13 protein-coding genes are annotated in these 20,170 nt (G+C 67.1%); 12 read left to right on the top strand and 1 reads right to left on the bottom strand.

Annotated elements, in window-relative coordinates; all coding sequences use genetic code 11:
* The 9 genes from sucB to ON19_RS09405 form a co-directional block, all read left to right on the top strand.
* The coding region (sucB, locus tag ON19_RS09450) for a 2-oxoglutarate dehydrogenase, E2 component, dihydrolipoamide succinyltransferase (protein WP_043689134.1) at nucleotides 1–987 on the top strand (987 nt) is incomplete at its 5' end.
* A gap of 19 nt (nucleotides 988–1,006) precedes the next feature.
* Entirely contained in the window at nucleotides 1,007–1,915 is a 909-nt protein-coding gene (locus tag ON19_RS09445) for a TIGR01777 family oxidoreductase (protein ID WP_043689130.1), read from the top strand.
* On the top strand, nucleotides 1,912–2,448 hold the full coding sequence (locus tag ON19_RS09440) for a GNAT family N-acetyltransferase (RefSeq protein WP_043689127.1): 537 nt from the start codon (nucleotides 1,912–1,914) through the stop codon (nucleotides 2,446–2,448). The genes ON19_RS09445 and ON19_RS09440 overlap by 4 nt, the downstream gene beginning before the upstream one ends.
* 575 nt (nucleotides 2,449–3,023) lie before the next feature.
* A complete protein-coding gene (gene lipB, locus ON19_RS09435; protein ID WP_043689125.1) occupies nucleotides 3,024–3,776 on the top strand; it encodes a lipoyl(octanoyl) transferase LipB in 753 nt (250 codons plus the stop codon).
* 10 nt (nucleotides 3,777–3,786) lie between these two features.
* Complete coding sequence (lipA, locus tag ON19_RS09430; RefSeq protein ID WP_372478706.1) at nucleotides 3,787–4,902, top strand: lipoyl synthase; 1,116 nt, start codon at nucleotides 3,787–3,789, stop codon at nucleotides 4,900–4,902.
* A 266-nt stretch (nucleotides 4,903–5,168) separates the two neighbouring features.
* Nucleotides 5,169–6,905: a DUF262 domain-containing protein gene (locus tag ON19_RS09425; protein WP_157229637.1), complete on the top strand. Its 1,737-nt coding sequence runs from the start codon at nucleotides 5,169–5,171 to the stop codon at nucleotides 6,903–6,905.
* The gene (locus ON19_RS09420; protein ID WP_043689121.1) at nucleotides 6,898–8,133 is read left to right on the top strand and encodes a type II toxin-antitoxin system HipA family toxin; all 1,236 of its coding nucleotides are present in this window, start codon (nucleotides 6,898–6,900) and stop codon (nucleotides 8,131–8,133) included. The genes ON19_RS09425 and ON19_RS09420 overlap by 8 nt, the downstream gene beginning before the upstream one ends.
* 1,025 nt (nucleotides 8,134–9,158) lie before the next feature.
* Nucleotides 9,159–9,740 carry a transglycosylase SLT domain-containing protein gene (locus ON19_RS09415; protein ID WP_043689120.1) on the top strand — a complete coding sequence of 194 codons (582 nt, stop codon included), beginning with the start codon at nucleotides 9,159–9,161 and terminating at the stop codon, nucleotides 9,738–9,740.
* Nucleotides 9,741–10,731: 991 nt separating this feature from the next.
* Nucleotides 10,732–11,229 carry a hypothetical protein gene (locus tag ON19_RS09405; RefSeq protein WP_043689117.1) on the top strand — a complete coding sequence of 166 codons (498 nt, stop codon included), beginning with the start codon at nucleotides 10,732–10,734 and terminating at the stop codon, nucleotides 11,227–11,229.
* Between the two features lie 14 nt (nucleotides 11,230–11,243).
* Here ON19_RS09405 and ON19_RS09400 read toward each other — a convergent pair whose 3' ends face one another.
* Complete coding sequence (locus tag ON19_RS09400; RefSeq protein WP_043689113.1) at nucleotides 11,244–14,687, bottom strand: phosphotransferase; 3,444 nt, start codon at nucleotides 14,685–14,687, stop codon at nucleotides 11,244–11,246.
* A gap of 143 nt (nucleotides 14,688–14,830) precedes the next feature.
* On the opposite strand from ON19_RS09400, the gene ON19_RS09395 reads away from it, so the two are divergent.
* From ON19_RS09395 to ON19_RS09385, 3 genes are all read left to right on the top strand, one after another.
* Nucleotides 14,831–16,255, top strand: a complete 1,425-nt coding sequence (locus ON19_RS09395; RefSeq protein ID WP_043689110.1) for a WGR domain-containing protein — start codon at nucleotides 14,831–14,833, stop codon at nucleotides 16,253–16,255.
* Nucleotides 16,256–16,388: 133 nt separating this feature from the next.
* Nucleotides 16,389–17,879, top strand: coding sequence for a serine hydrolase domain-containing protein (locus ON19_RS09390; RefSeq protein ID WP_051168682.1), 1,491 nt, complete (start codon nucleotides 16,389–16,391; stop codon nucleotides 17,877–17,879).
* Nucleotides 17,880–17,971: 92 nt separating this feature from the next.
* Nucleotides 17,972–20,167 carry an elongation factor G-like protein EF-G2 gene (locus ON19_RS09385; RefSeq protein ID WP_043689107.1) on the top strand — a complete coding sequence of 732 codons (2,196 nt, stop codon included), beginning with the start codon at nucleotides 17,972–17,974 and terminating at the stop codon, nucleotides 20,165–20,167.
* The last annotated feature ends 3 nt before the right edge of the window (nucleotides 20,168–20,170 follow it).

The following is a 20,170-nucleotide window of genomic DNA, read 5'->3' as shown; positions in this document are numbered from 1 at the left end:
CCCGCCGCCGCGGCCGCCGAATCCTCCAACGGCGCAACCCCGTACGTCACGCCGCTGGTCCGCAAGCTGGCCGAAGAGAACAACGTCGACCTCTCCAGCGTCACCGGCTCCGGTGTGGGCGGGCGCATCCGCAAGCAGGACGTGCTGGCCGCCGCCGAGGCGAAGAAGGCGCCTGCCCCCGCTGCCGCCCCGGCCGCGTCCGCACCGGCTGCCGCGAAGGCGCCCACCGCGGCCCCCGCCGCGGCGCGCCCGCAGCTGGCCCACCTGGTCGGCACGGTGCAGAAGGCCAACCGCATCCGCCAGATCACCGCGACCAAGACCCGCGAGTCGCTGCAGACCACCGCGCAGCTGACCCAGGTGCACGAGGCCGACGTCACCAAGATCGCCACGCTGCGCAAGCAGGCCAAGTCGACGTTCAAGGAGCGCGAGGGCGTCAACCTGACGTTCCTGCCGTTCTTCGCCAAGGCCGTCGTCGAGGCGCTGGGCGTGCACCCGAACGTCAACGCCAGCTACGACGAGTCCAGCAAGGAGATCACCTACCACGCCTCGGTACACCTCGGCATCGCCGTCGACACCGAGCAGGGCCTGCTGTCCCCGGTGATCCACAACGCCAGCGACCTCTCGCTGGCCGGCCTGGCGCGCGCCATCGCCGACATCGCCAATCGCGCCCGCAACGGCGGCCTCAAGCCCGACGAGCTCGCCGGCGGCACCTTCACCATCACCAACATCGGCAGCCAGGGCGCGCTGTTCGACACCCCGATCCTGCTTCCGCCGCAGGTGGGCATGCTCGGCACGGGCGCGATCGTCAAGCGCCCGGTGGTGGTGACCGACGAGACCGGCAACGAGTCCATCGGTGTCCGCTCGATGTGCTACCTGCCGCTCACCTACGATCACCGCCTGATCGACGGCGCCGACGCCGGTCGTTTCCTGACCACGATCCGGCACCGCCTCGAGGAAGCGGCGTTCGAGGCCGACCTCGGCCTGTGAGGAAGGTTCCGCGGCACGTATGAAGGTCGTGATCGCCGGCTCGTCCGGGTTGATCGGGACAGCGCTCGTCGCGGCTCTGCGCCGCGACGGGCACCAGGTCGCCCGGCTGGTCCGCAGAAAGGCGGCGGGCCCGGACGAATTCGCCTGGAACCCGGTCCGCGCCCACCTGGACCAGCGGGCGCTTCGCGGCGCCGACGCCGTGGTCAACCTGTGCGGTGCGAGCGTCGGCCGACGCCGCTGGACCGGCAGCTTCAAACAGGAGTTGCGCGACAGCCGGATCACGCCGACCGACGTGCTGGCCGGCGCGGTCGCCGCCGCGGAAGTGCCCGTGCTGCTCAACGCCAGCGGAGTGCATTACTACGGTGGCGAGACCGGCGATCGGGTGGTGGACGAAACCGCCCCCGTCGGTACGGGTTTCCTGGCCACCCTGTGCCGGGACTGGGAGAAAGCCACCGAGCCCGCCGCGGCCGCCGGGGCGCGCACGGTGCTGTTGCGCAGCGCCGTGGTGCTGTCACGCGCCGGAGGCATGCTCGGCATGCTGCACCCGCTGTACGCGCTCGGGTTGGGCGGGCGGCTGGGCAACGGCCGCCAGTACACGCCGTGGATTTCGCTGGCCGACGAGATCGGCGCGATCGTCTTCGCGCTCACCCACGACACGGTGTCCGGCCCGGTCAACGTCGTCGGCCCCGCACCGGTCACCAACGCCGAGTTCAGTCGCGCGCTCGGCCGGGCGCTGCATCGTCCCACTCCCCTCGTGGTCCCGGCGTTCGCGCTGCGTGCGCTGGTCGGTGAGATGGCGGAGGAGGCGATTCTGCGCGGGCCGAGGGCGATTCCCACCGCCCTCGAGGAAGCGGGCTACCAGTTCCACCATCCCACCATCGGGGCCGCACTGGCCGACGCGGTGGGACGACCCGGAGATGCTCGATGACCGACCGACTCGACACCAGGCCCACCACCGTCGTCCGGGACGCGACGCTCGAGGACCTTCCGGCGATCCTGGATATCCACAACGCGAATATCGCCACGTCCACCGCGATCTGGGACACCGAGCGGGTCGGCTTGGACGAGCGCCTCGGCTGGTTCCGGGCCCGCACCGGCGCGGGTCTGCCCGTGCTGGTCGCCGAGATCGACCGCGAGCTGGCGGGTTACGCGAGCTACGGCCCCTGGCGCACCAAATCGGGCTACCGCTACACGGTCGAGAACTCCGTCTACGTCGACGAACGCTTCCACCGGCGCGGCATCGCCACCGCCCTTCTCACCGAGCTGATCGACCGTGCCCGCCGGGGCGGCACCGTGCACGCGATGATCGCCGCCATCGAATCCGGCAACTCCGGTTCGATCGTTCTGCACGAGCGCTTCGGCTTCCACACCGTCGGCGTCCTCCCCGAGGTGGGCCACAAATTCGGCCGCTGGATGGACCTGACGCTCATGCAATTGACCCTGCCCGTCGAGGTCGCCTGAACCGCTGCGGTCCAGGGCCTGCCGCGCTTCGCTCATTCGCCTCTCGCAGACTCATTGGAGTGGCGGGAGGTCGCTATGGACCCCGGTGCGATAAGACGGTCGGCGAACGAAGGCTGCTCGATCTGTCCACGCAAGTGCCGTATTCGAGTCGATAGGCATTTCAGCACGTGACGCGAAGCCTGACCGGGATTCGCACGCTGCGAGGCGGACCCGCAGCGGACTCGCCCACAGCTACGAACGGCGACCGGGCAAGCTCTCCCTCCGATCCGGGCACTATTCGTTCGCATCCGCACAGGTTGTCCGTTCACTCCGTACCTCAGTGCGCGCGAGACCGTCCCAGCACACGACCTGCACCCTTGGTTCTCGCGCGAGCGGCACTCGAATCCCCCGCGAGTGGCACATCGCCGAGAGGTCTACTCGCGATTCGCCGCAGCCATGTGCCACTCACGGTTCGGCGATCTCCCGATGTGGGCGTGCCGGGGCAATCGGCCAGTTCTCTGCTGGCAACTTGCCTTCGGCTGTGGGGGTTCCCACATCGAGGTGCTGGAAGTGGCCGATCCCCTGGGCGTACCGTCATGGCTGTGACCGACACGCGCACCACCCTGTCCGCCCGATTCGATACGGCCCCGATCGTGGTCGAGGATCTCGGACTCATCGACTACCACGCCGCCTGGGAGCTGCAGCGCACCATCGCCGACCAGCGCGCCGAGGGCAGCGGATCCGATCATCTGCTGCTGCTCGAGCACCCCTCGGTCTACACCGCGGGCCGCCGCACCGAGGCCGAGGATCTGCCGATCGACGGCAGTCCGGTGGTGCAGGTCGACCGCGGCGGCAAGATCACCTGGCATGGTCCCGGTCAACTCGTCGGCTATCCGATCGTGCGCCTCGCCGAGCCGGTCGACGTGGTCAACTACGTGCGCCGCCTCGAGGAGGCGTTGATCGCCGTCTGCACCGGCCTCGGCATCGTCTGCGGCCGCGTCGAGGGCCGCTCCGGCGTCTGGCTGCCCGCCACCGGCCTGTTCGCCGAGCGCAAGATCGCCGCGATCGGCGTGCGCGTGCAGCGCGGCGTCGCCCTGCACGGCATCTCGTTCAACTGCAATTCCGCCTTGGACGGGTTCCAGGCCATCGTCCCGTGCGGCATCCGCGACGCGGGCGTCACCACCTTGACCCGCGAACTCGGCCGGGAAGTGACCGTCGCCGAGATCAAGCCGCTGGTGGCCGACGCCATCATCCGCGCGCTGGACGGCGACCTGCCGGTCACCGAGCACGACATCCCCCGCGTCACCCCTGGTGACACCACCCCGCAGCCCCCGAGCGCGACGGCGTAAGGTCGATCGAGTGACCACAGTCGACACCCCGACACCACACAGCGCTGCCGCGGCCGAACCTGCTGCGGCACTCCCGGGTCCCTCCGTGGCGACGCAGGCTACCTCCTCCGGGACGGACGCTCGTGCCGCGAACGGCCGCAAGCTCCTGCGCATCGAAGCCCGCAACGCGGAAACCCCCATCGAGCGCAAGCCCAAGTGGATCCGCACCCGCGCCACCATGGGCCCCGAGTACTCCGAACTCAAGGGCTTGGTGAAGCGCGAGGGTCTGCACACCGTCTGCGAGGAAGCGGGCTGCCCCAACATCTTCGAATGCTGGGAAGACCGCGAGGCCACCTTCCTGATCGGCGGCGAGCAGTGCACCCGCCGCTGCGATTTCTGCCAGATCGACACCGGCAAGCCCGCCGCCCTCGATCGCGACGAGCCCCGCCGCGTCGCCGAAAGCGTCCAGGCCATGGGCCTGCGCTACTCCACCATCACCGGCGTCGCCCGCGACGACCTGGAAGACGGCGGCGCCTGGCTCTACGCCGAAACAGTCCGCGCCATCAAGCGTCTGAACCCGCACACGGGCGTGGAGCTGTTGATCCCCGACTTCAACGCCGACCCCGACCAGCTCGCCGAGGTCTTCTCCGCGCGCCCGGAAGTGCTGGCGCACAACCTGGAAACGGTCCCGCGCATCTTCAAGCGCATCCGCCCGGCGTTCCGCTACGAGCGCTCCCTCGCGGTCCTGACCGCCGCACGGGAAGCGGGACTGGTCACCAAGTCCAACCTCATCCTCGGCATGGGCGAAACGCCGGAGGAAGTCACCCAGGCCATGCGCGACCTGCACGAGGCGGGCTGCGACATCCTCACCATCACCCAGTACCTGCGCCCGTCCCCGCGCCACCACCCGGTCGACCGCTGGGTGAAGCCGGAGGAGTTCGTGGAGCACTCCAAGGCGGCCGAGGAAATGGGCTTCGCAGGCGTGATGGCCGGCCCTCTGGTCCGCTCCTCCTACCGGGCGGGTCGGCTGTACGCCCAGGCGATGGCGCACCACGGTCGCGAAATCGCCCCGGAAATGGCTCACCTCGCCGAAGAAGGCACCGCCTCCCAGGAAGCCAGCTCGGTGCTGGCCCGCTTCGGGAGCTGACCGAACGCTCACAGCGCCGCTGGCGATTGTCCAGCGGGCGCGCTGGAATCGGTCTCCTGGGCACACTTATGAGAACCGTCAGGTTGTTATCCGCGCCGAAGCAGAACCGCACGTACGAAAGACCAGACGCGATCGCGCCAGGCTCGGCCCTCCATTATTCGGCGGTCGCTGTCGCCTGGGCTTGATAGTTTGGTGTACGCCTGTCTCGGTGCCGATTGTTCTCTCGCTGCACCACCGTCAGGTGCGAGAGACAGACGATCACCGGGGTGAAGGAGAAGCTGGCAATGAGCACCAGTCTGGGCACGACGCCGACTGCGCGGGTGTTCGAGGTGGAGGAGATCGTCGCGATGGTCCGCGACGGGAAGGTCAGGATTCCTGAATTCCAGCGTCCCTTCCGGTGGGGAATCGAGGATGCCCGGCGGCTGTTCGACAGCATCATGCGCGGCTACCCATTGGGTAGTCTGCTCTTGTGGTCACGTCCGGCTGAAGCGGCCCCGATTACAGTGGGCGCTTTGCGGATCAACGCACCGGCGATGGATAACGCACTGTGGGTGGTCGACGGCCAGCAGCGAGTGGCGACGTTGGCCAATGCACTATCTTCGGAGTCGCTGCACGACGACCGGTTCGCGCTAAGTTTCGATCCGGTGTCGGGTCAGATTGTTCCAACGTCAGGTGCCAAACCGCATACCATCCCGCTGCCCACACTTTTCGATCTGAAGAATCTCATGGCATGGTTCCGTGATTCTCCCGATGCGATGCAGTACTTCGACGTCGCGACCGCCGCGGCCAAGAAAATTCGTCAGTTCAAGATCCCAGCCTCGGTGGTCGAGACACAAGATGAATCCGTCCTGCGCGATATCTTCGATCGGCTGAACAGCTACGGTAAGCGGCTTACTCGCGCTGAGGTGTTTACCGCCCTGCATCCGACTACCGTCGATTCCGGCCGGAAGACCTCCACGGCGATCGAGGACATCATCGGGCACATCAGCACCGACCTCGGCTTCGGCACCGTGGACGGCAATACTATATTCAGTGCGATCCTCGCTCGACGTGGCCGTGACGTCACGCGTGAAATGCGCACAGAGTTCGATGACCGGCGTACCGGGGAGTTTCCTGGCGAAGACGCCGACGAGGCCTACCTTCGGACCCAAGAAGCTCTGGATCGCACCGTTGGCTTTTTGCAGCGGCACGCCGATACGCCGCATTTCGCGTTTCTGCCGTATCGGCACCTGCTCGTGGTGCTGACCCGGGTCTTCGGCCACCACCCCGAATTGGACAGTAGACAGACCCAACTGTTGCGTCGTTGGTACTGGCGGGCAGCCGCGGCCGGAACCGCTCTGTTCCCCGGTGGTTCGACTGGCACCACGCGGGCGCTGTGCGCGAAAGTGGAGCCGAACGACCTGGATGCAACGCTCACCGGGCTGCTCGATTCGATCCCTCCCGACCGGATCAGCTGGCCCGATGTGCACCAGTTCCGCACCAATCATGCCAGTGGCAAGATCATCGCGTGCGCGATGTGGGAGCGGCACCCGCGATCTTTGCGTGATGGGCAGCGCCTCGACCGCAACGATCTCGTCGAGGCACTCGGCGAAGCCCAGACACCGCGGCCCGCGCTTACTGCGGTCGTCTCGCGACGAGTCGCCGCGGCACTCAAAAAGGACTCGGCAGCGCGCTGGTTGCTGGTGCCCGGGCTGGAAGCAGCACCGTCAGAGATTCCGGAGATCCTCGCGACGCGCCCGATCTACGTAGACGAGTCGGATTGGGCACTCACCCTCGAGTCGCATTCCATTGCTCCCGATGCCGCCTCCCTACTGAAGGATGGTCGAGCTCGAGAATTCGTCCGGCGGCGCGAGGAAACCCTCGCCCTTGCCGTCAGGAACTTCCTGACTCAGCGCATGGAAATCGGATTCGAGGACACCCCGCCACTCGATCATCTCGTCGTCGACGACCTCGAAACCGAGGACTCGATGCTCGATGACACGGACTGGGAACTCGATGAATGAGACGGCCCGGCACGCGGTCTGGCTACACGACCAGCGGATTGGCTGGCTGTATAGCCACGACAACTACACCTGGTTCGAATTCACCGACGAGTATCTTGCCGATGCCGATCGTCCGGTCCTCGGACTTCGTTTCGAAGAGGATCCTCGTGCCCGGTTTGCGGCGAATCTGCGATTACCACAGTGGTTTTCGAATCTTCTGCCTGAGGGAGTGATGCGTGAGTGGATCGCGGCGGAGCGCGACGTCGCACCGGAGCGCGAAATGGAACTCTTGGCGCAAGTCGGTCATGATCTTCCCGGCGCGGTGCGCGTGCTCTCAGCTGAATTCCACACTGTGCCCGATGTCGCGGCCGTACTGGAATCTGCCGCCGTATCGACGGGTCCAATGGTGCGCGAGCATCAGCCGTGGAAGTTTTCGCTGGCCGGAGTTGGCCTCAAGTTCTCGACGCTGCGAGATGGTAGGCGTTTCACCTGCACTGCCACCGGCGAAGGGGGCGACTGGATCCTCAAACTGCCCGACACCAGATTCTCAGATGTCCCGCGTAACGAGTACGCGATGATGCGGTTCGCGGACGCCGTCGGCATCAATGTTCCGGAGGTCGCTCTGGTGCATCGAGACGATATCGACGGAGTTCCGGCAGGTGTATGGCCGAGCAACGAGGAGTATGCGTACGCAGTCAGGCGTTTCGACCGCGACGCCGATCGACGGCTGGTCCATATCGAGGATTTTGCCCAGGTCCGGGCGGTTTATCCAATCAACAAATACGAAGGGAACTTCGAGACCGTCGCCTCGCTGGCCTACCGAGGCCGCGACACGGCGGCCCTGCACGAGTTCGTGCGGCGGCTTGTTTTTTTCGTCCTCATCGGCAACGGCGACGCGCACCTGAAGAACTGGTCACTGATCTACCGGGACAAACGAGTACCCACGCTCTCACCGGCCTATGACATCATGTCGACCGAGGCATACGGCATTGGCGATGGCCCCGAGGACCTCGGCCTGAAGTTTGCGGGTAACAAACGCTTCGATGCGATGCGCGTTTATCACTTCGATCGCCTCGCTCGAAAGCTACGCAGTTCGGAGAACCTTTCGGCAACCGCGCTGGAAACCATCGACCGTGTTCGTCAGCACTGGCCGAGGTTCGCTGCTGAACTGGAAGGTATTGCGGCGGTGCGCGATTGCGTTGAAGCATCGATAGTCGCGAGAACAGTCTCGTTGACCCGCAGCCGCTGAAGATCCAAAGCGCTGTGGCAGTCTGCCGCTGAGTGCTCAATCCTTACGGAGCTGCCGCGATGACCCCCAGAACAATTGTCCGCCCATCGGAGACAGACGGTCGTTGTCGGCTCTCTCGACGAGGAGTAGCACAACCTTCGACCTCAGTCGTAGACGGAGGTACCCGGAGTATGACACCACCGAACGCCCGAAGCGGTCTGCCGCACGAAGGCTCTCCTCTTCACGGAGCTCATCGAAGGCGCCGCACTCTTTCGCTCCGGCATCGCAGGCCATGCCGACCCCGATCCGACAACGCCCTCGTCACGACCGCCGTCCGTCTACCGACTCCGATCTGGGGCCACTGCGTCTGCGTCGGCCATTTCCGGCACTACCGCGCTCGATCCGGCCACTCCGTATAACCCGAAGCGGCAACGGGTTTCCGTTTACTCGGCGGATCTCGCTGCTCTCCGCCCCGGCCATAGCAGGGCACTGGCAAGATCAATTTCTATGCATGGACACCGACGTCGCTCGGGCAATCGAAGGAATTGCCGACACCTTGGCCCGGCTCGTCGGAACTCGCCCGATTCTACCGAGTTTGCCGGGGCGGCATCGCATCCATGTTGCATTTCGTTACCGAAATTCGTTCATGTGATGCAGATCATGTTTGTCGCCAAACTACCTGTTCAGACAGTACGAATATGCCACTGAACAGGCGATTTCAAGATCGCAGATATCGTTCGTTAACCACTTGTTTGCCGTGCGTTCACCCACCGTGATCAAGCTGAGATCCGGGTCGGAGAGACCTGAGAAATCAGTGGCCTAGACCGCTACCGGATTCTCCCCGCATGACAGCGGCACCCCACGGGCATCGATCCCGGGTAGCTCACCGCGTCGCGCCGCCAGGAATTCGTCGCCCTGGCTTTCACAACAAAATCCGAAAACAGTACATGAGCTCGGACGGGCGGCCTTCCCTGCCGGATGCCCGTCGTCGATACCCGCTGCCGCTTGCGGCTGAATCGCTGCACGATCGAGGAACTGATTTCGCCATGCCTGACGCACGCCACTCCGTTTTCCGTCATCTGTCATTCCGCAACGGCGCCTTCGTGGTTGCCGCACTCGGCGTCATCGCCGTCGGCGCATCCTCCGGGGTGGCCTTGGCGGATGACAGCGTTCCGTCCGCCCCCCAGCCGGTCGCCGCCGCCGCGCCGATCGACGCCCCGGTCTTCGCGCTGCCCGGACTGCCCGAACTGCCTCCGCTGCCCGCGCTGCCCGCACCCGGCTTCCTGCCCGCGCCGCCCCCGGTCTACGAGGACAACCTCGACGGCTGGATTCGCCAATCGCTGGACATCATGCGCGCCCGCAACATTCCGGGTAGCTACGAGGGCATCCACCGCAACATCATGCGCGAATCCGGCGGCAATCCCCGGGCCATCAACCTCTCGGACTCCAATGCCGCGAAGGGCACGCCTTCCAAGGGCCTGCTCCAGGTGATCGACCCGACCTTCAACGCCTACCACGTCGACGGCACCGCCTTCGACATCTGGGACCCGGTCGCCAACATCACGGCGGCGTGCAACTACGCGGCTCACCGGTACGGCTCGATGGACAACGTCAACGGGGCCTACTGAGGTCGGCGGCACCCGGATTCGGTCCTCGCACATCCTGTGGCATGTGCGAGGACCGAATGCTCCAGAGCGACGGATCTACGTCAGCTCAGTGGCCCGATCCGGGTGGCGTTCGTTCTGAAGCACGACCGCGTCGGCCGGTCCACCGCAAAGGCGGCGGATAGTGAGTCGCTCCACGAAAAGGACACGTCGCCGGTTCACATAGTTCGTCTGAAGCGCTGGACTACCAGGCGAGCGCCGAACAGGTCGAGAGCCTCGCACGCGCACTGGCGCAACGCTTTCCGGAGATCACGGTAGCCGTCGACGACAACCTGCGCGACGACCTCCCGCACCTCCCCTGCGCACAACTGTGGGACTGATAGCTCTTCCCGCCCCACACCGTCCATCTTCGAAATCAGAACGGAGCCTTTACCGGTTCGATCCGATCGGTCCGAACAAGGCCGACCTCCGGCCGGTCCGTGCTGCCGGGATTCTCGTCCGGAACGATCATCGACGATGCACGGGAGGATCACCTGAACGAGCCCGACTGGTGCCGCCCGGCTCGGTGTGAACTGCCTCGCTGCGGCCTGAAGCCGATATCCGTTGGCGCACACGTCTCTTCGGACTCGAAACGCGATGACGTCCAGACTGCCGCCACTGCGCGATCGACCGACTGTGCCGATGATCACCGGTTCGCCCTGGTCACACCGGTACTCCCGCCAGTGACAACAAACGCGGGCGTTGAGATATTTACGCTTGGCTCATGCCTCGCTGGAGTACGCACGGTCGCAAGGCAGCGGAAGTAGGCCGGCTGGCGCGGCTCGGGGGCGATCCCGAAACCCTCTCGGCGGCAACTATTTCCAGGGCACGAACGAGATCGATCACCGCTGCTTCGAGCAGGCCCGACCCATCGTCGACCGCCGAGGGCGAAGCAGCGGTATCCATCCCTTCCACCCCGCATCCCGGCTCGCGCGCACTGAAGCGCGAATCATTCTCGCGGACAGTGGTAATGGGGATGCCTCCGCTACCCCCACGGCGTCTGGACGACGAGCCGCACCGGTTGCACAACTCGGGTGCCGCCGCCTTCGTCGGACTCTGCGTCGGTGTGCTGATCCTGGTGGTGTCCGGGTGGCTACTCGTCGGCCCTTCCACGGAAACGGCGGCGTCGCCCACGACGACCCGGGCCGCCGCGCCGAGCACCACGCCACCGCCGTCCACCGTGCGCACGACCACTCCCGTACCCCCTCGCCCTATCGCACGAACGGGCGTCGCGGTGACGGTCGGGAAGGTCACCGCCAACGACGGTACGACCCTGGTGGTCAAGAACGCGGTGACCGGCAACAGCGTCAAGGTCAGCACCGACGCCGACACCAAGGTGTACGTCCTGGTCGCCAAACGGGCGAAGGACATCCGTGTCGGCGCCGCCATCGCCGTTTACGGGCGGCAACACCCCGATCAGACGATCAACGCCGATTTCATCACCGGCATCTCGCTCGGCGCCGCCCCCAACTGAGCCCGGCACCGATCTCACCCGCGTAGTGCGGCTTCCACCACCCCGCTGTCGACCGGCTCGCTGTGGCCCCACACGGCCCGCGCCAGCCGCAACTTGCCGACCATGCTGGCTACCAGCGCCGCATCGGCCGCCGCGTCCGCATCTCCCTGCGCGAGCACCTTGCGGTAGCGAACCGCGTCGACGATGACCGATTTGACCCGCTCGTGATCGAGGTAGGTCTGCAGGTCGCGGCGCCACTGGCCGATCGCCGCCTCGGGCTCGGCGGCGATCCACCCGGCGAGGAACGCCTCCCGCTCCGGCGGGAGGTAGCCCATCTTGTGCAGATGGGTGGCCACGTCGTACAGCGGGTCGCCGTACAGGGCGAATTCCCAGTCGAGGAAGACGACCTGCCCGTCGCGCACGATCATGTTCTTGCGATGCACGTCGGCATGCACCATTCGAAACGGCCGGGCTTCCAGCGTGTTCCACGACGCGAGGACGGCCTCGAGCGGACGGTCGGGGACGCCCAACCGGCGGTACAGTTCCCCGAAATCCGCGCTGCTCTCGCGGTGCACCCGGGCGGTGACGGCCGACAATCGCCGCGCGAATCCGGCGGGCTCGTCGTCCCAATCCGGCTCGACCGCGGGCAACAGCTCTCGTGGAATACGGCGCAGTCCGGCGAACAGCGCCGCCACGTCCGCCGGTACATGCGCCGGAACCGGAGCGCCGCGCGGCGCGATCCGATCCAGCAGGTCGCCGTCGATGAAGTCGTGGATCTGGTAGGCGGGACGGGCCGATTCCCACCGCAGCTTCGGCGCCGCGGCGACGAAAGGCTCGATCGCGATCAAGACCGCGGCTTCGGGCCACTGACGCAGATCCATCACATCCGCGCCTTCGACGGGAATGCGCACGTTCACCGCGCCGGAGCCCTCGTCGACGCGCACGTTGTGGTTGTAGTACCCGGCGGACGACTGTGACCGGGACAGTGCGGCGTGATACATCGCGTCCGCGTCGACGCCCAGCACCCGTGCGATCACCCGTGCGGCGTCGCGGTCCAGGCCTGATCCGGGCGTCGGCGGCTGGATCCGCAACCGCGCGGCCGCGGCGGCCTCGGAGATGTCGGGCTCGGTCCAGCCGTACAGCGCCAGGACCGCTCGCGCCACGAGCACCAGCCCCGGATAGACGTTCGCGCCCTCGAACTCCGCGATGGCCCAGCGCGCACTGCGTACGGCCTCGTCACGGCGTCCTCGGCGCGCGCAGACGCCCGCGCGGAACAATTCGGCCCTGGCCCGGCCCGACCGGTATCCGGCCTGCTCGAGAATCCCGCATGCTTCGGTGAGCGCGTGCTCGGCGGCGTCCAGTTCACCGAGCGACAACCGCGCCGAACCGAGTGCCGTGTACGCCTTTCCGAGCTCGTGCAACGCACCGAGCTCGCGCTGCTGCACGATCGCCGTTCCGGCGGCCTGGATCGCCCGCGACGGATCGGTGAGCGCCAAGAGTTCCGCGACATTCGTCGCGATATTGGCCTGTCCGACGACGCTGCCCGCCGCTCGGTAGTGGGTCTCGGCCTCGGCGAGATACTGTGCGGCGCGGTCGGTGTCGAACGCGAGCCGGTAGGCCAGGTGACGCAACCGCGCCACATCTCCGAGGAACTCGCGGTCGTCGTCATCGGCCATCGCCACGAGTTCCTCGCACATGGTCAATGCCAGGCCGAATCGCCCCTGGCACATGTGCAGGTCCGCGGCCCACTGCCCGGCGACGAGCCGCGCCCGCCCGGATCCGCGCGACCACACATCGTGGTAGATCGCCAGGGCATCGTCGGTGTCGCCGAGGATGCGGCGCGCGTTCGCCGCGGCGACAGCCAATCGCTCCGCGATCGGTCCGGTCCGATCCAGAGCGACGTCCCGGGTGAGCCGATCGGCTTGCTTGGCATCGCCGAGCAGCACCGCCGCTTCCGCTTCCAGGCACCGCGTGAGTTCCGACAGTTCGGCCATACCTGCCAGGTTCTCATGCGGATCGCTCAGGTAGCGGTCCAGATCGCTGATCACGCCGCCGATTCCCTGACTGCCACCTGCCGCTTCGATCCGATCGACGTACCCCAGCAATGTCACCGCGGACAGCAGCCCGGACCGCACCCCGTGGTAGCCCGCCTCCCGCAAGGCGGCGACCCGGCCGGTGGGCCGTTCCGCACGCGCGAACCAGAGGTCGTGCAGCACCGCGTGCAGCGTGCGCCGAACCTCCGGATCCAAGCGCCGTTGCAGTGCGTCCACCATCAATTGGTGCAGCTGGAAGCGCTCGCTCTCGTCGCCCTCGTCCGCGGCGTACACGAACGAGTACGCGACCAGGGACTTCCACGCCGCGACGTGCTGCGGTAGCTCGAACTGCGCGGCCACCGCGGTGAAGATCTCCCGATCGAAAGTACGAGGCAGACCGAGCAGTTCCAGCATTCGCACTTCTTCGGGCCGCACGTGCTGCAGGAAGCGTTCGAGAATCGTTTCCGGAGAGACCAATTCGGTGGGCGCCACCCAGCCCGCGCGGGTGCGGGCATCGATGGCCAGATGCAGGTAGAACGGAACGCCCGCACTGGCGGCGGCGATCGCCGCCCGCTCGCCGGAATCCTGGATGCCGGACGCATCGAGCAATTCGAAACGCGCGTCGACGGGCAGGTCGTCCACCGGCACGGCCCGGACCCGGGTAGACCACTCCGGATCGTGCCGCTCCCACCCCAGCGGTTCCCGGCTGGCGATCACCACCAGCCCGGTGTCCAGCTGGGCGACCACGTCGCGTAGCCAGGCGTCCGACGCCGCCGCCCTGCCTTCGCGATCGGTGCCACCCATCAATGCTTCGTATGCGTCCAGGAAGACGACATAGGGCCGCCTGCCTTCCGTTCCGCTCTTGAGGTCTTCGGCGAACAGGTAGGAGACGGCTTCTTCCAAGCTCGCGAGACTCAACCGGTCGAGTTCCTGCAGCACCGGGTCGTGGCGTATCCGATGGGTGCGGATGGCCCGGCGCGCACCGAGATCCAGCAACCTGGTCGCGGTCCCGAAGACCGGGATCCCGGTGGCGTCGTTGAGGATCTCGGTCAGGATCTCGCTGTGCTCGGCGAGCGCCAGCGAGTCGGAGGTCAGGCGCAGGTGCGGGTGCATGCGCTGCCACAGCACCGCGCAGGCGATGTCGAAGCGGTGGAACTTGATCTTCTGCGCGCCGAACTGGACACGCAGCACGGCCAGGCCGTCCGCGGCCTGCCGATGACTCGGAACCTGCAGATCCAGCACCGCCGCCGGCTGTCTCTTCCCGACCCGCGCCCGCAGCTCGGTGACCAACCGGGACTTGCCGATGCCGCCCACACCGCTGAGCAGCATGACGCGCGGTTGTTCGGCGGCGTCGGCCAGCAGTTCGTCGAACCGCGCCAGTACCTGTTCCCGGTCGACGAACGGACGGCTGGTCGATCCCGGCTGAAAGCGCGCGGTCAACACCATGGTGTGTTCCCCCTCGTGACGAGCCCGGCACGATTCTGCCAGACCGGCGTCCGGATGGGCCGATCCTGCGACGATCCGCTGAATGTCGGTACCCCTTGCTAACTTTCGTTCCGTTCTGATCTGACGAAAACAGGCGAGGCGCTATGACAATCGGGGGAACCACCTATCTCGAGCTGTCCGAGGACAGCGGATCCGCGCACAAGTTCTACGAGGTGATCGTCGCGGGCACGCAAGTGAGTGTCCGTTTCGGTCGCATCGGGGAGCAAGGGCAGACGAAGGTGAGTTCGTTCGCCAGCGTGGAGAAGGCGCAGGCCGCTGCCGCGAAGAAGATCGGCGAGAAGGTGCGCAAGGGCTACGCGCCCGCGGTGATGGGGGCGCGGGCCAGGCGCCCGGTGACGAGGCGGGCGATCACCAGCGGCCGCTCCACCGCGAAGGCCGCGCCCGTGCTGTGGAGTTTCGACTCCGGCGCCGCCGCCTTCGGCATCTTCGTCGACGAGCGCCGCTGCTGGGTGGGCAACGAGAGCGGTGACGTGTTCACCCTGACCCCGGACGGCGTGGTCACCGGACGGTACCGGCTGCCGGATGCCGTGAAATGCATTGTGGCCGACGATTTCTGGATCTACGCGGGCTGTGACGACGGGCGCGTGTACGACCTGTCGGGCAAGGTGCCGCGGGCGGCCTACGACATCGCGGCCGATGTCGACATCTACTGGCTCGACATCCACGACGGCATCCTCGGCGTCTCCGACCGCCAAGGCGGCATCACCGTGATCGACTACGAGGAGGAGTCGCTGTGGACCCGGCGCAGCACCGGCGACTCGGGCTGGATGGTGCGCATCGACGCCCACGGCGTCTACCACGGACATTCCGGCGGGGTCACCAAATACGACCTGGACAGCGGAAACACCCTCTGGCAGCAGGCCACCGGAGGCCCGGTCCTGTTCGGCTGGCAGGAATCCGACGCCGTCTACGCGGGCACCGCGCGCAACCAGGTCCGCATGGTGGCCAAGAGCGGCCGGTCCGAACGCACCTACCAGTGCGACGCGGCGGTCTTCTCCTGCGCCACCTCACCGGACGGCCGCTACGTCTTCGCCGGCGACAACTACTCCTCGGTGTACTGCTTCGACGCCGCCGGAAATCGTGTGTGGAAGCTGGCCACCGGCTGCGGCTCGGCCTATTCCATGCAGTACCACGACGAGAAGCTGTACCTGGTCACCACCACCGGCACGCTGGCCTGTCTCGACGTCAGCGAGGCCGCCATCCGCGACGCCGAGCAGGGTGTGCTGCCCCAAACGGTTTCGGTGAAAGCTCCCGAGATCTCCGCCGTGGTGCCCAGCAACACCGTCGAGGTCACCTCCGATGCCGGGTCGGGCGTCATCGTGGAGTGCGTCGACCACGGCAGTTCGCTGCGCGTGCGGGTCGTCTCGCCCGGATATCAGCAGGGCTGGAACGTCCAATTCCCGAAGGATATCCGCCGAGCCGGTGCTCGCTATGTGGTCGACGGTATCGCCGAGTCGGCGCGTGGCGGTTTCTACCGCGTGCGCGGGGACATCCGCCGACTGTCCTGAGCGACAGAAGTTCCCGGACGAAACGTTCCTCGCACGTCTCGCGCGATGCGCGGGGAGCGTCTCTGAAAGGAAACCGGCTGCTCGCGGTCCTGGCACACTGACAGAAGCACTATCGAAATGGGGGGACGGCTCGATGGGTGGACGATCCAAATCGTTGACGGCGATCGCCGTGGCGCTGACGACGGCGTCACTGCTGGTCGGGTGTGCGTCGGATGAGCGTCAGGACCGAAGGTTTCCAGCCGAGACAGCCGGGCAGATCGACCACATCGTGCGGCCGCAAATGAACGCGCGGCTCGCCCCCGGAGCACTGGTGGCGGTGAACGACCCCGAACGAGGGACATTCGTCAGGGCGTACGGCACGGCCGATCTCGCGACCGGCCGCCCGATGAACGTGGCGGATCATGTTCGGATCGGCAGCATCACCAAAACGTTCACCGCCACCGCGGTGCTGCGCGCGGCCGACGAAGGCAAGCTCTCGTTGGACGACGTGCTGGCACGGTATGTGCCGGGAGTGCCCTACGGCGACACCATCACCCTCCGCGATTTGCTCGGCATGCAGGGCGGCGTCTGGGATGTCCGGGAAGAGCCCGCCTTCGCCGAGCAAATAGTCGCGAAGGCTCCGGCATCCGAATGGCATGAGGGCGACCGTCTGCGCGCCATCATCGCGCACCCGGAAAGGGCGATGCCGCCACGCCGTCGCGTGGAGTACTCCAACTCCGAGTACTACCTGCTGGGTCTGGTGCTCGAGAAGGTCTTCGGAAAACCGGTGCACGAAGTGATCGGCGATGTCATCGCCGCGCACGGGCTGCGCTCCACGACATATCCCACCGACGCCACCATGCCCGCACCGGACAGCCGCGGGTACGCGCACTTCGACGAGGCTCCCACCGACGTCACCGCGCGCACCACCCCGGCGCTTGCCGGTGCGGCGGGCACGATGGTGTCCACGATTTCCGACCTCGCCGACTATGCCCGCATGCTGGGCCGCGGCGATCTGCTGAAACCGGAGACCTTCCGTGCCAGGACCCAGTTCACCGGGGACCTGCGCTACGGACAGGGCTTGGTGGAGTTCGGCCGCTGGATCGGCCACAACGGGGCGGTACCGGGCTACGCCACCCATATGGGTTACCTGCCCGAGCTGGACGTCAGCGTCACCGTCGCGGTCAACGAATTCACTTCTCCGCCCCTGCTCGGGCTCACCGCATCGATCATCTGGTTCGGCATCGTCCGGCAGCTGTACCCGGGCACGGTGCCCGAGGATCGGGTGAACAGCCAGCCGAGCCCGCCGATCCCTGCGGTCGCCGACCTCGACAACCGCCTGCGGCGCACGCTGGACCCGGCAGTCTCGGTGGCGGAGAAGCCGCTGCGGATCGCCGACGACGACAAGGATCCGGAGTTGATCACTCGGATATCCCGGGTCTACGCGCCGGTCACCACGACGGTCGTCCAAGTGACCGAGGTCGGCCCCGGTCAGCTGCTCGCGACCACCGTTCTCGGCAGCCCGGAAGGCAGCGTCCCGGCCATCGTCCCGTTCGTCGCGCGCGACGGATCCTGGCACATCGCCACGGGCTGGGCCTGCCAGACGATCCTCGCGACCGGCGAGTCCTCTCCCGCCTGCCCTTGAGCGCCCACGCTGATCTGCCCATTCGTCGGCGGAACGCGACGCCCGGTGGGAAGGTTGAGGTACGGCAGGTGTCAGCAAAGGGAGCGAGACACATGGTGGACAAGACCAACGGAGCTGCCGCGGGCAACGGCGGCGTGGTGACAGCGGAGCGGCCCGAGCAGATCCGCAACGTGGTCCTGGTCGGGCACAGCGGCTCGGGCAAGACCACGCTGGTCGACGCCATGGCGCTCACCGCGCGGGCGGTCAATCGCGCCGGGCGGGTCGAGGACGGCACCTCGCTGTCGGACTACGACGAGATCGAGCATCGCCAGCACCGGTCGGTGCAGTTGTCGGTCGTGCCGGTGGCGTGGGACGGAATGAAGATCAACCTGGTCGACACGCCTGGATACGCGGACTTCGTGGGCGAGCTGCGGGCCGGGCTGCGCGCGGCCGACGCGGCGCTGTTCGTCATCTCGGCCGCCGAGGGCGCCGACGGGATCGCGGGGGCGACCAGGGCACTGTGGGAGGAGTGCGCCGCGGTCGGGATGCCGCGCGCGATCGTGATCACCCACCTGGACACCGCGCGCGACGAGTTCGACGTGATGACCGAAACCTGCCGGATCGTGCTCGGCGGCGGATCGTCGGAGAACATCCTGCCGCTGCATCTGCCCGTGTACGGGCCGAAGAACCCGGACGGTCACCGGCCGGTCACCGGCATGGTGGAGCTGCTGCCGCACTGCGTCGGCGACTACTCCTCCGGCGTGGAGGTCCAAGGCGACCCGTCGCCCGATCAGGTGCCCGAGCTGGAGGAAGCTCGCAACCGCCTGATCGAGGGCATCATCGCCGAGAGCGAGGACGAGACCCTCATGGAGCGCTACTTGGAGGGCGAAGAGATCAGCCTGGCGACGCTGATCGCCGACCTGGAGCGCGCGGTCGCCCGCGGGAGCTTCCATCCGGTGTTGTTCGCCGCCCCCGCGCCCGAAGGGGCCAAGCAGGGACTGGGCACGGTCGAGCTTCTCGACCTCATCACCGGCGGCTTCCCGACGCCGACCGAGCACCCCATCACCGCCACGAACGGCGCCGAACCGCATCCGCTGCGCTGCGACCCGGACGCGGAACTGGCCGCGGAGGTCATCCGCACCGCGTCCGACCCGTACGTCGGGCGGGTCTGCATGGTCCGTGTCTTCTCCGGCACCCTGCATGCCGACGACACGGTGCACGTCAGCGGCCACGGCCTGGAGGACCGCGGCCACGAGAGCCACGAACTCGACGAGCGGGTCGGCGCGATCTCGGCTCCCTTCGGTAAGCAGCAACGCCCTCTGCGGCAGGCGATCGCGGGCGACATCGCCTACGTCACCAAGCTCGGTCACGCCGAAACCGGCGACACGCTGTCGTCCACCGACAATCCGCTCCGGATCGAGCCGTGGCCGATGCCCGATCCGCTGCTACCCATCGCCATCCGCGCGCACAGCAAAGCCGACGAGGACAAGCTCTCCCAGAGCCTCGCCCGGCTGGCCGCCGAAGACCCGGCGCTGCGCCTGGAACACAACGCGCAGACTCATCAGCTGGTTCTCTGGTGTCTCGGTGAGGCCCATCGCGACGTCGCCTTGGAGCGGTTGCGCACCCGGTTCGGTGTGCAGGTTGACGTGACAGACCATCAGGTGGCGCTGCGAGAGACGTTCGCGGGCAAGTCGCCCGGGCGCGGCAGGCATGTGAAGCAGTCCGGCGGGCACGGCCAGTACGCCGTGTGCGAGATCGAGGTCGAACCGCTGCCCGAAGGGTCGGGCATCGAGTTCGTGGACAAAGTGGTCGGCGGAGTCGTTCCGCGCCAGTTCATTCCGTCGGTGGAGAAGGGTGTGCGTGCCCAGGCCGCGCGCGGGCTGACCGCCGGATATCCCCTCGTGGACGTGCGGGTCACGCTGTTCGACGGCAAAGCCCATTCCGTCGATTCCTCCGACGCCGCGTTCCAGACCGCCGGTGCGCTCGCCCTCCGCGAGGCCGCGGCAACCGCGGGAGTCCGGGTGCTCGAGCCGCTCGCCGAAGTGTGGGTGCTGGTCTCCGACGAATACGTCGGCCCGGTACTGACCGATCTGTCCAGTCGCCGCGGGCGCGTCCTCGGCACCGAGCCGCACGGCAGCGGACGCACCCGTATCCACGCCGAGGTCCCGGAACTCGAACTCAGCCGCTACGCGATCGACCTGCGCTCGATCTCCCACGGCACCGGCGATTTCACTCGCGCCTACGCGCGGCACGAGCCGATGCCGAACCAGCTGGCCGCCGCGATGCGCGGCGAGCAGGCTCGCGCTTAGCCT

It is taken from the genome of Nocardia abscessus NBRC 100374 (assembly GCF_000308455.1).
GTDB classification, from domain to species: Bacteria; Actinomycetota; Actinomycetes; order Mycobacteriales; family Mycobacteriaceae; genus Nocardia; species Nocardia abscessus.
Note: the sequence above shows the minus strand (reverse complement) of the source record. Positions and strands in the feature narration are given on the sequence as shown.

Bases quoted from the DNA above. Each gene is read 5' to 3' on its own strand.
- ON19_RS09390 (WP_051168682.1), top strand. From the start codon at position 16,389: ATGGGTGGACGATCCAAATCGTTGACGGCGATCGCCGTGGCGCTGACG.
- ON19_RS09400 (WP_043689113.1), bottom strand. From the start codon at position 14,687: ATGGTGTTGACCGCGCGCTTTCAGCCGGGATCGACCAGCCGTCCGTTC.
- ON19_RS09440 (WP_043689127.1), top strand. From the start codon at position 1,912: ATGACCGACCGACTCGACACCAGGCCCACCACCGTCGTCCGGGACGCG.
- lipB (WP_043689125.1), top strand. From the start codon at position 3,024: ATGGCTGTGACCGACACGCGCACCACCCTGTCCGCCCGATTCGATACG.
- ON19_RS09395 (WP_043689110.1), top strand. From the start codon at position 14,831: ATGACAATCGGGGGAACCACCTATCTCGAGCTGTCCGAGGACAGCGGA.
- ON19_RS09415 (WP_043689120.1), top strand. From the start codon at position 9,159: ATGCCTGACGCACGCCACTCCGTTTTCCGTCATCTGTCATTCCGCAAC.
- ON19_RS09445 (WP_043689130.1), top strand. From the start codon at position 1,007: ATGAAGGTCGTGATCGCCGGCTCGTCCGGGTTGATCGGGACAGCGCTC.
- ON19_RS09385 (WP_043689107.1), top strand. From the start codon at position 17,972: ATGGTGGACAAGACCAACGGAGCTGCCGCGGGCAACGGCGGCGTGGTG.
- ON19_RS09420 (WP_043689121.1), top strand. From the start codon at position 6,898: ATGAATGAGACGGCCCGGCACGCGGTCTGGCTACACGACCAGCGGATT.
- ON19_RS09405 (WP_043689117.1), top strand. From the start codon at position 10,732: ATGCCTCCGCTACCCCCACGGCGTCTGGACGACGAGCCGCACCGGTTG.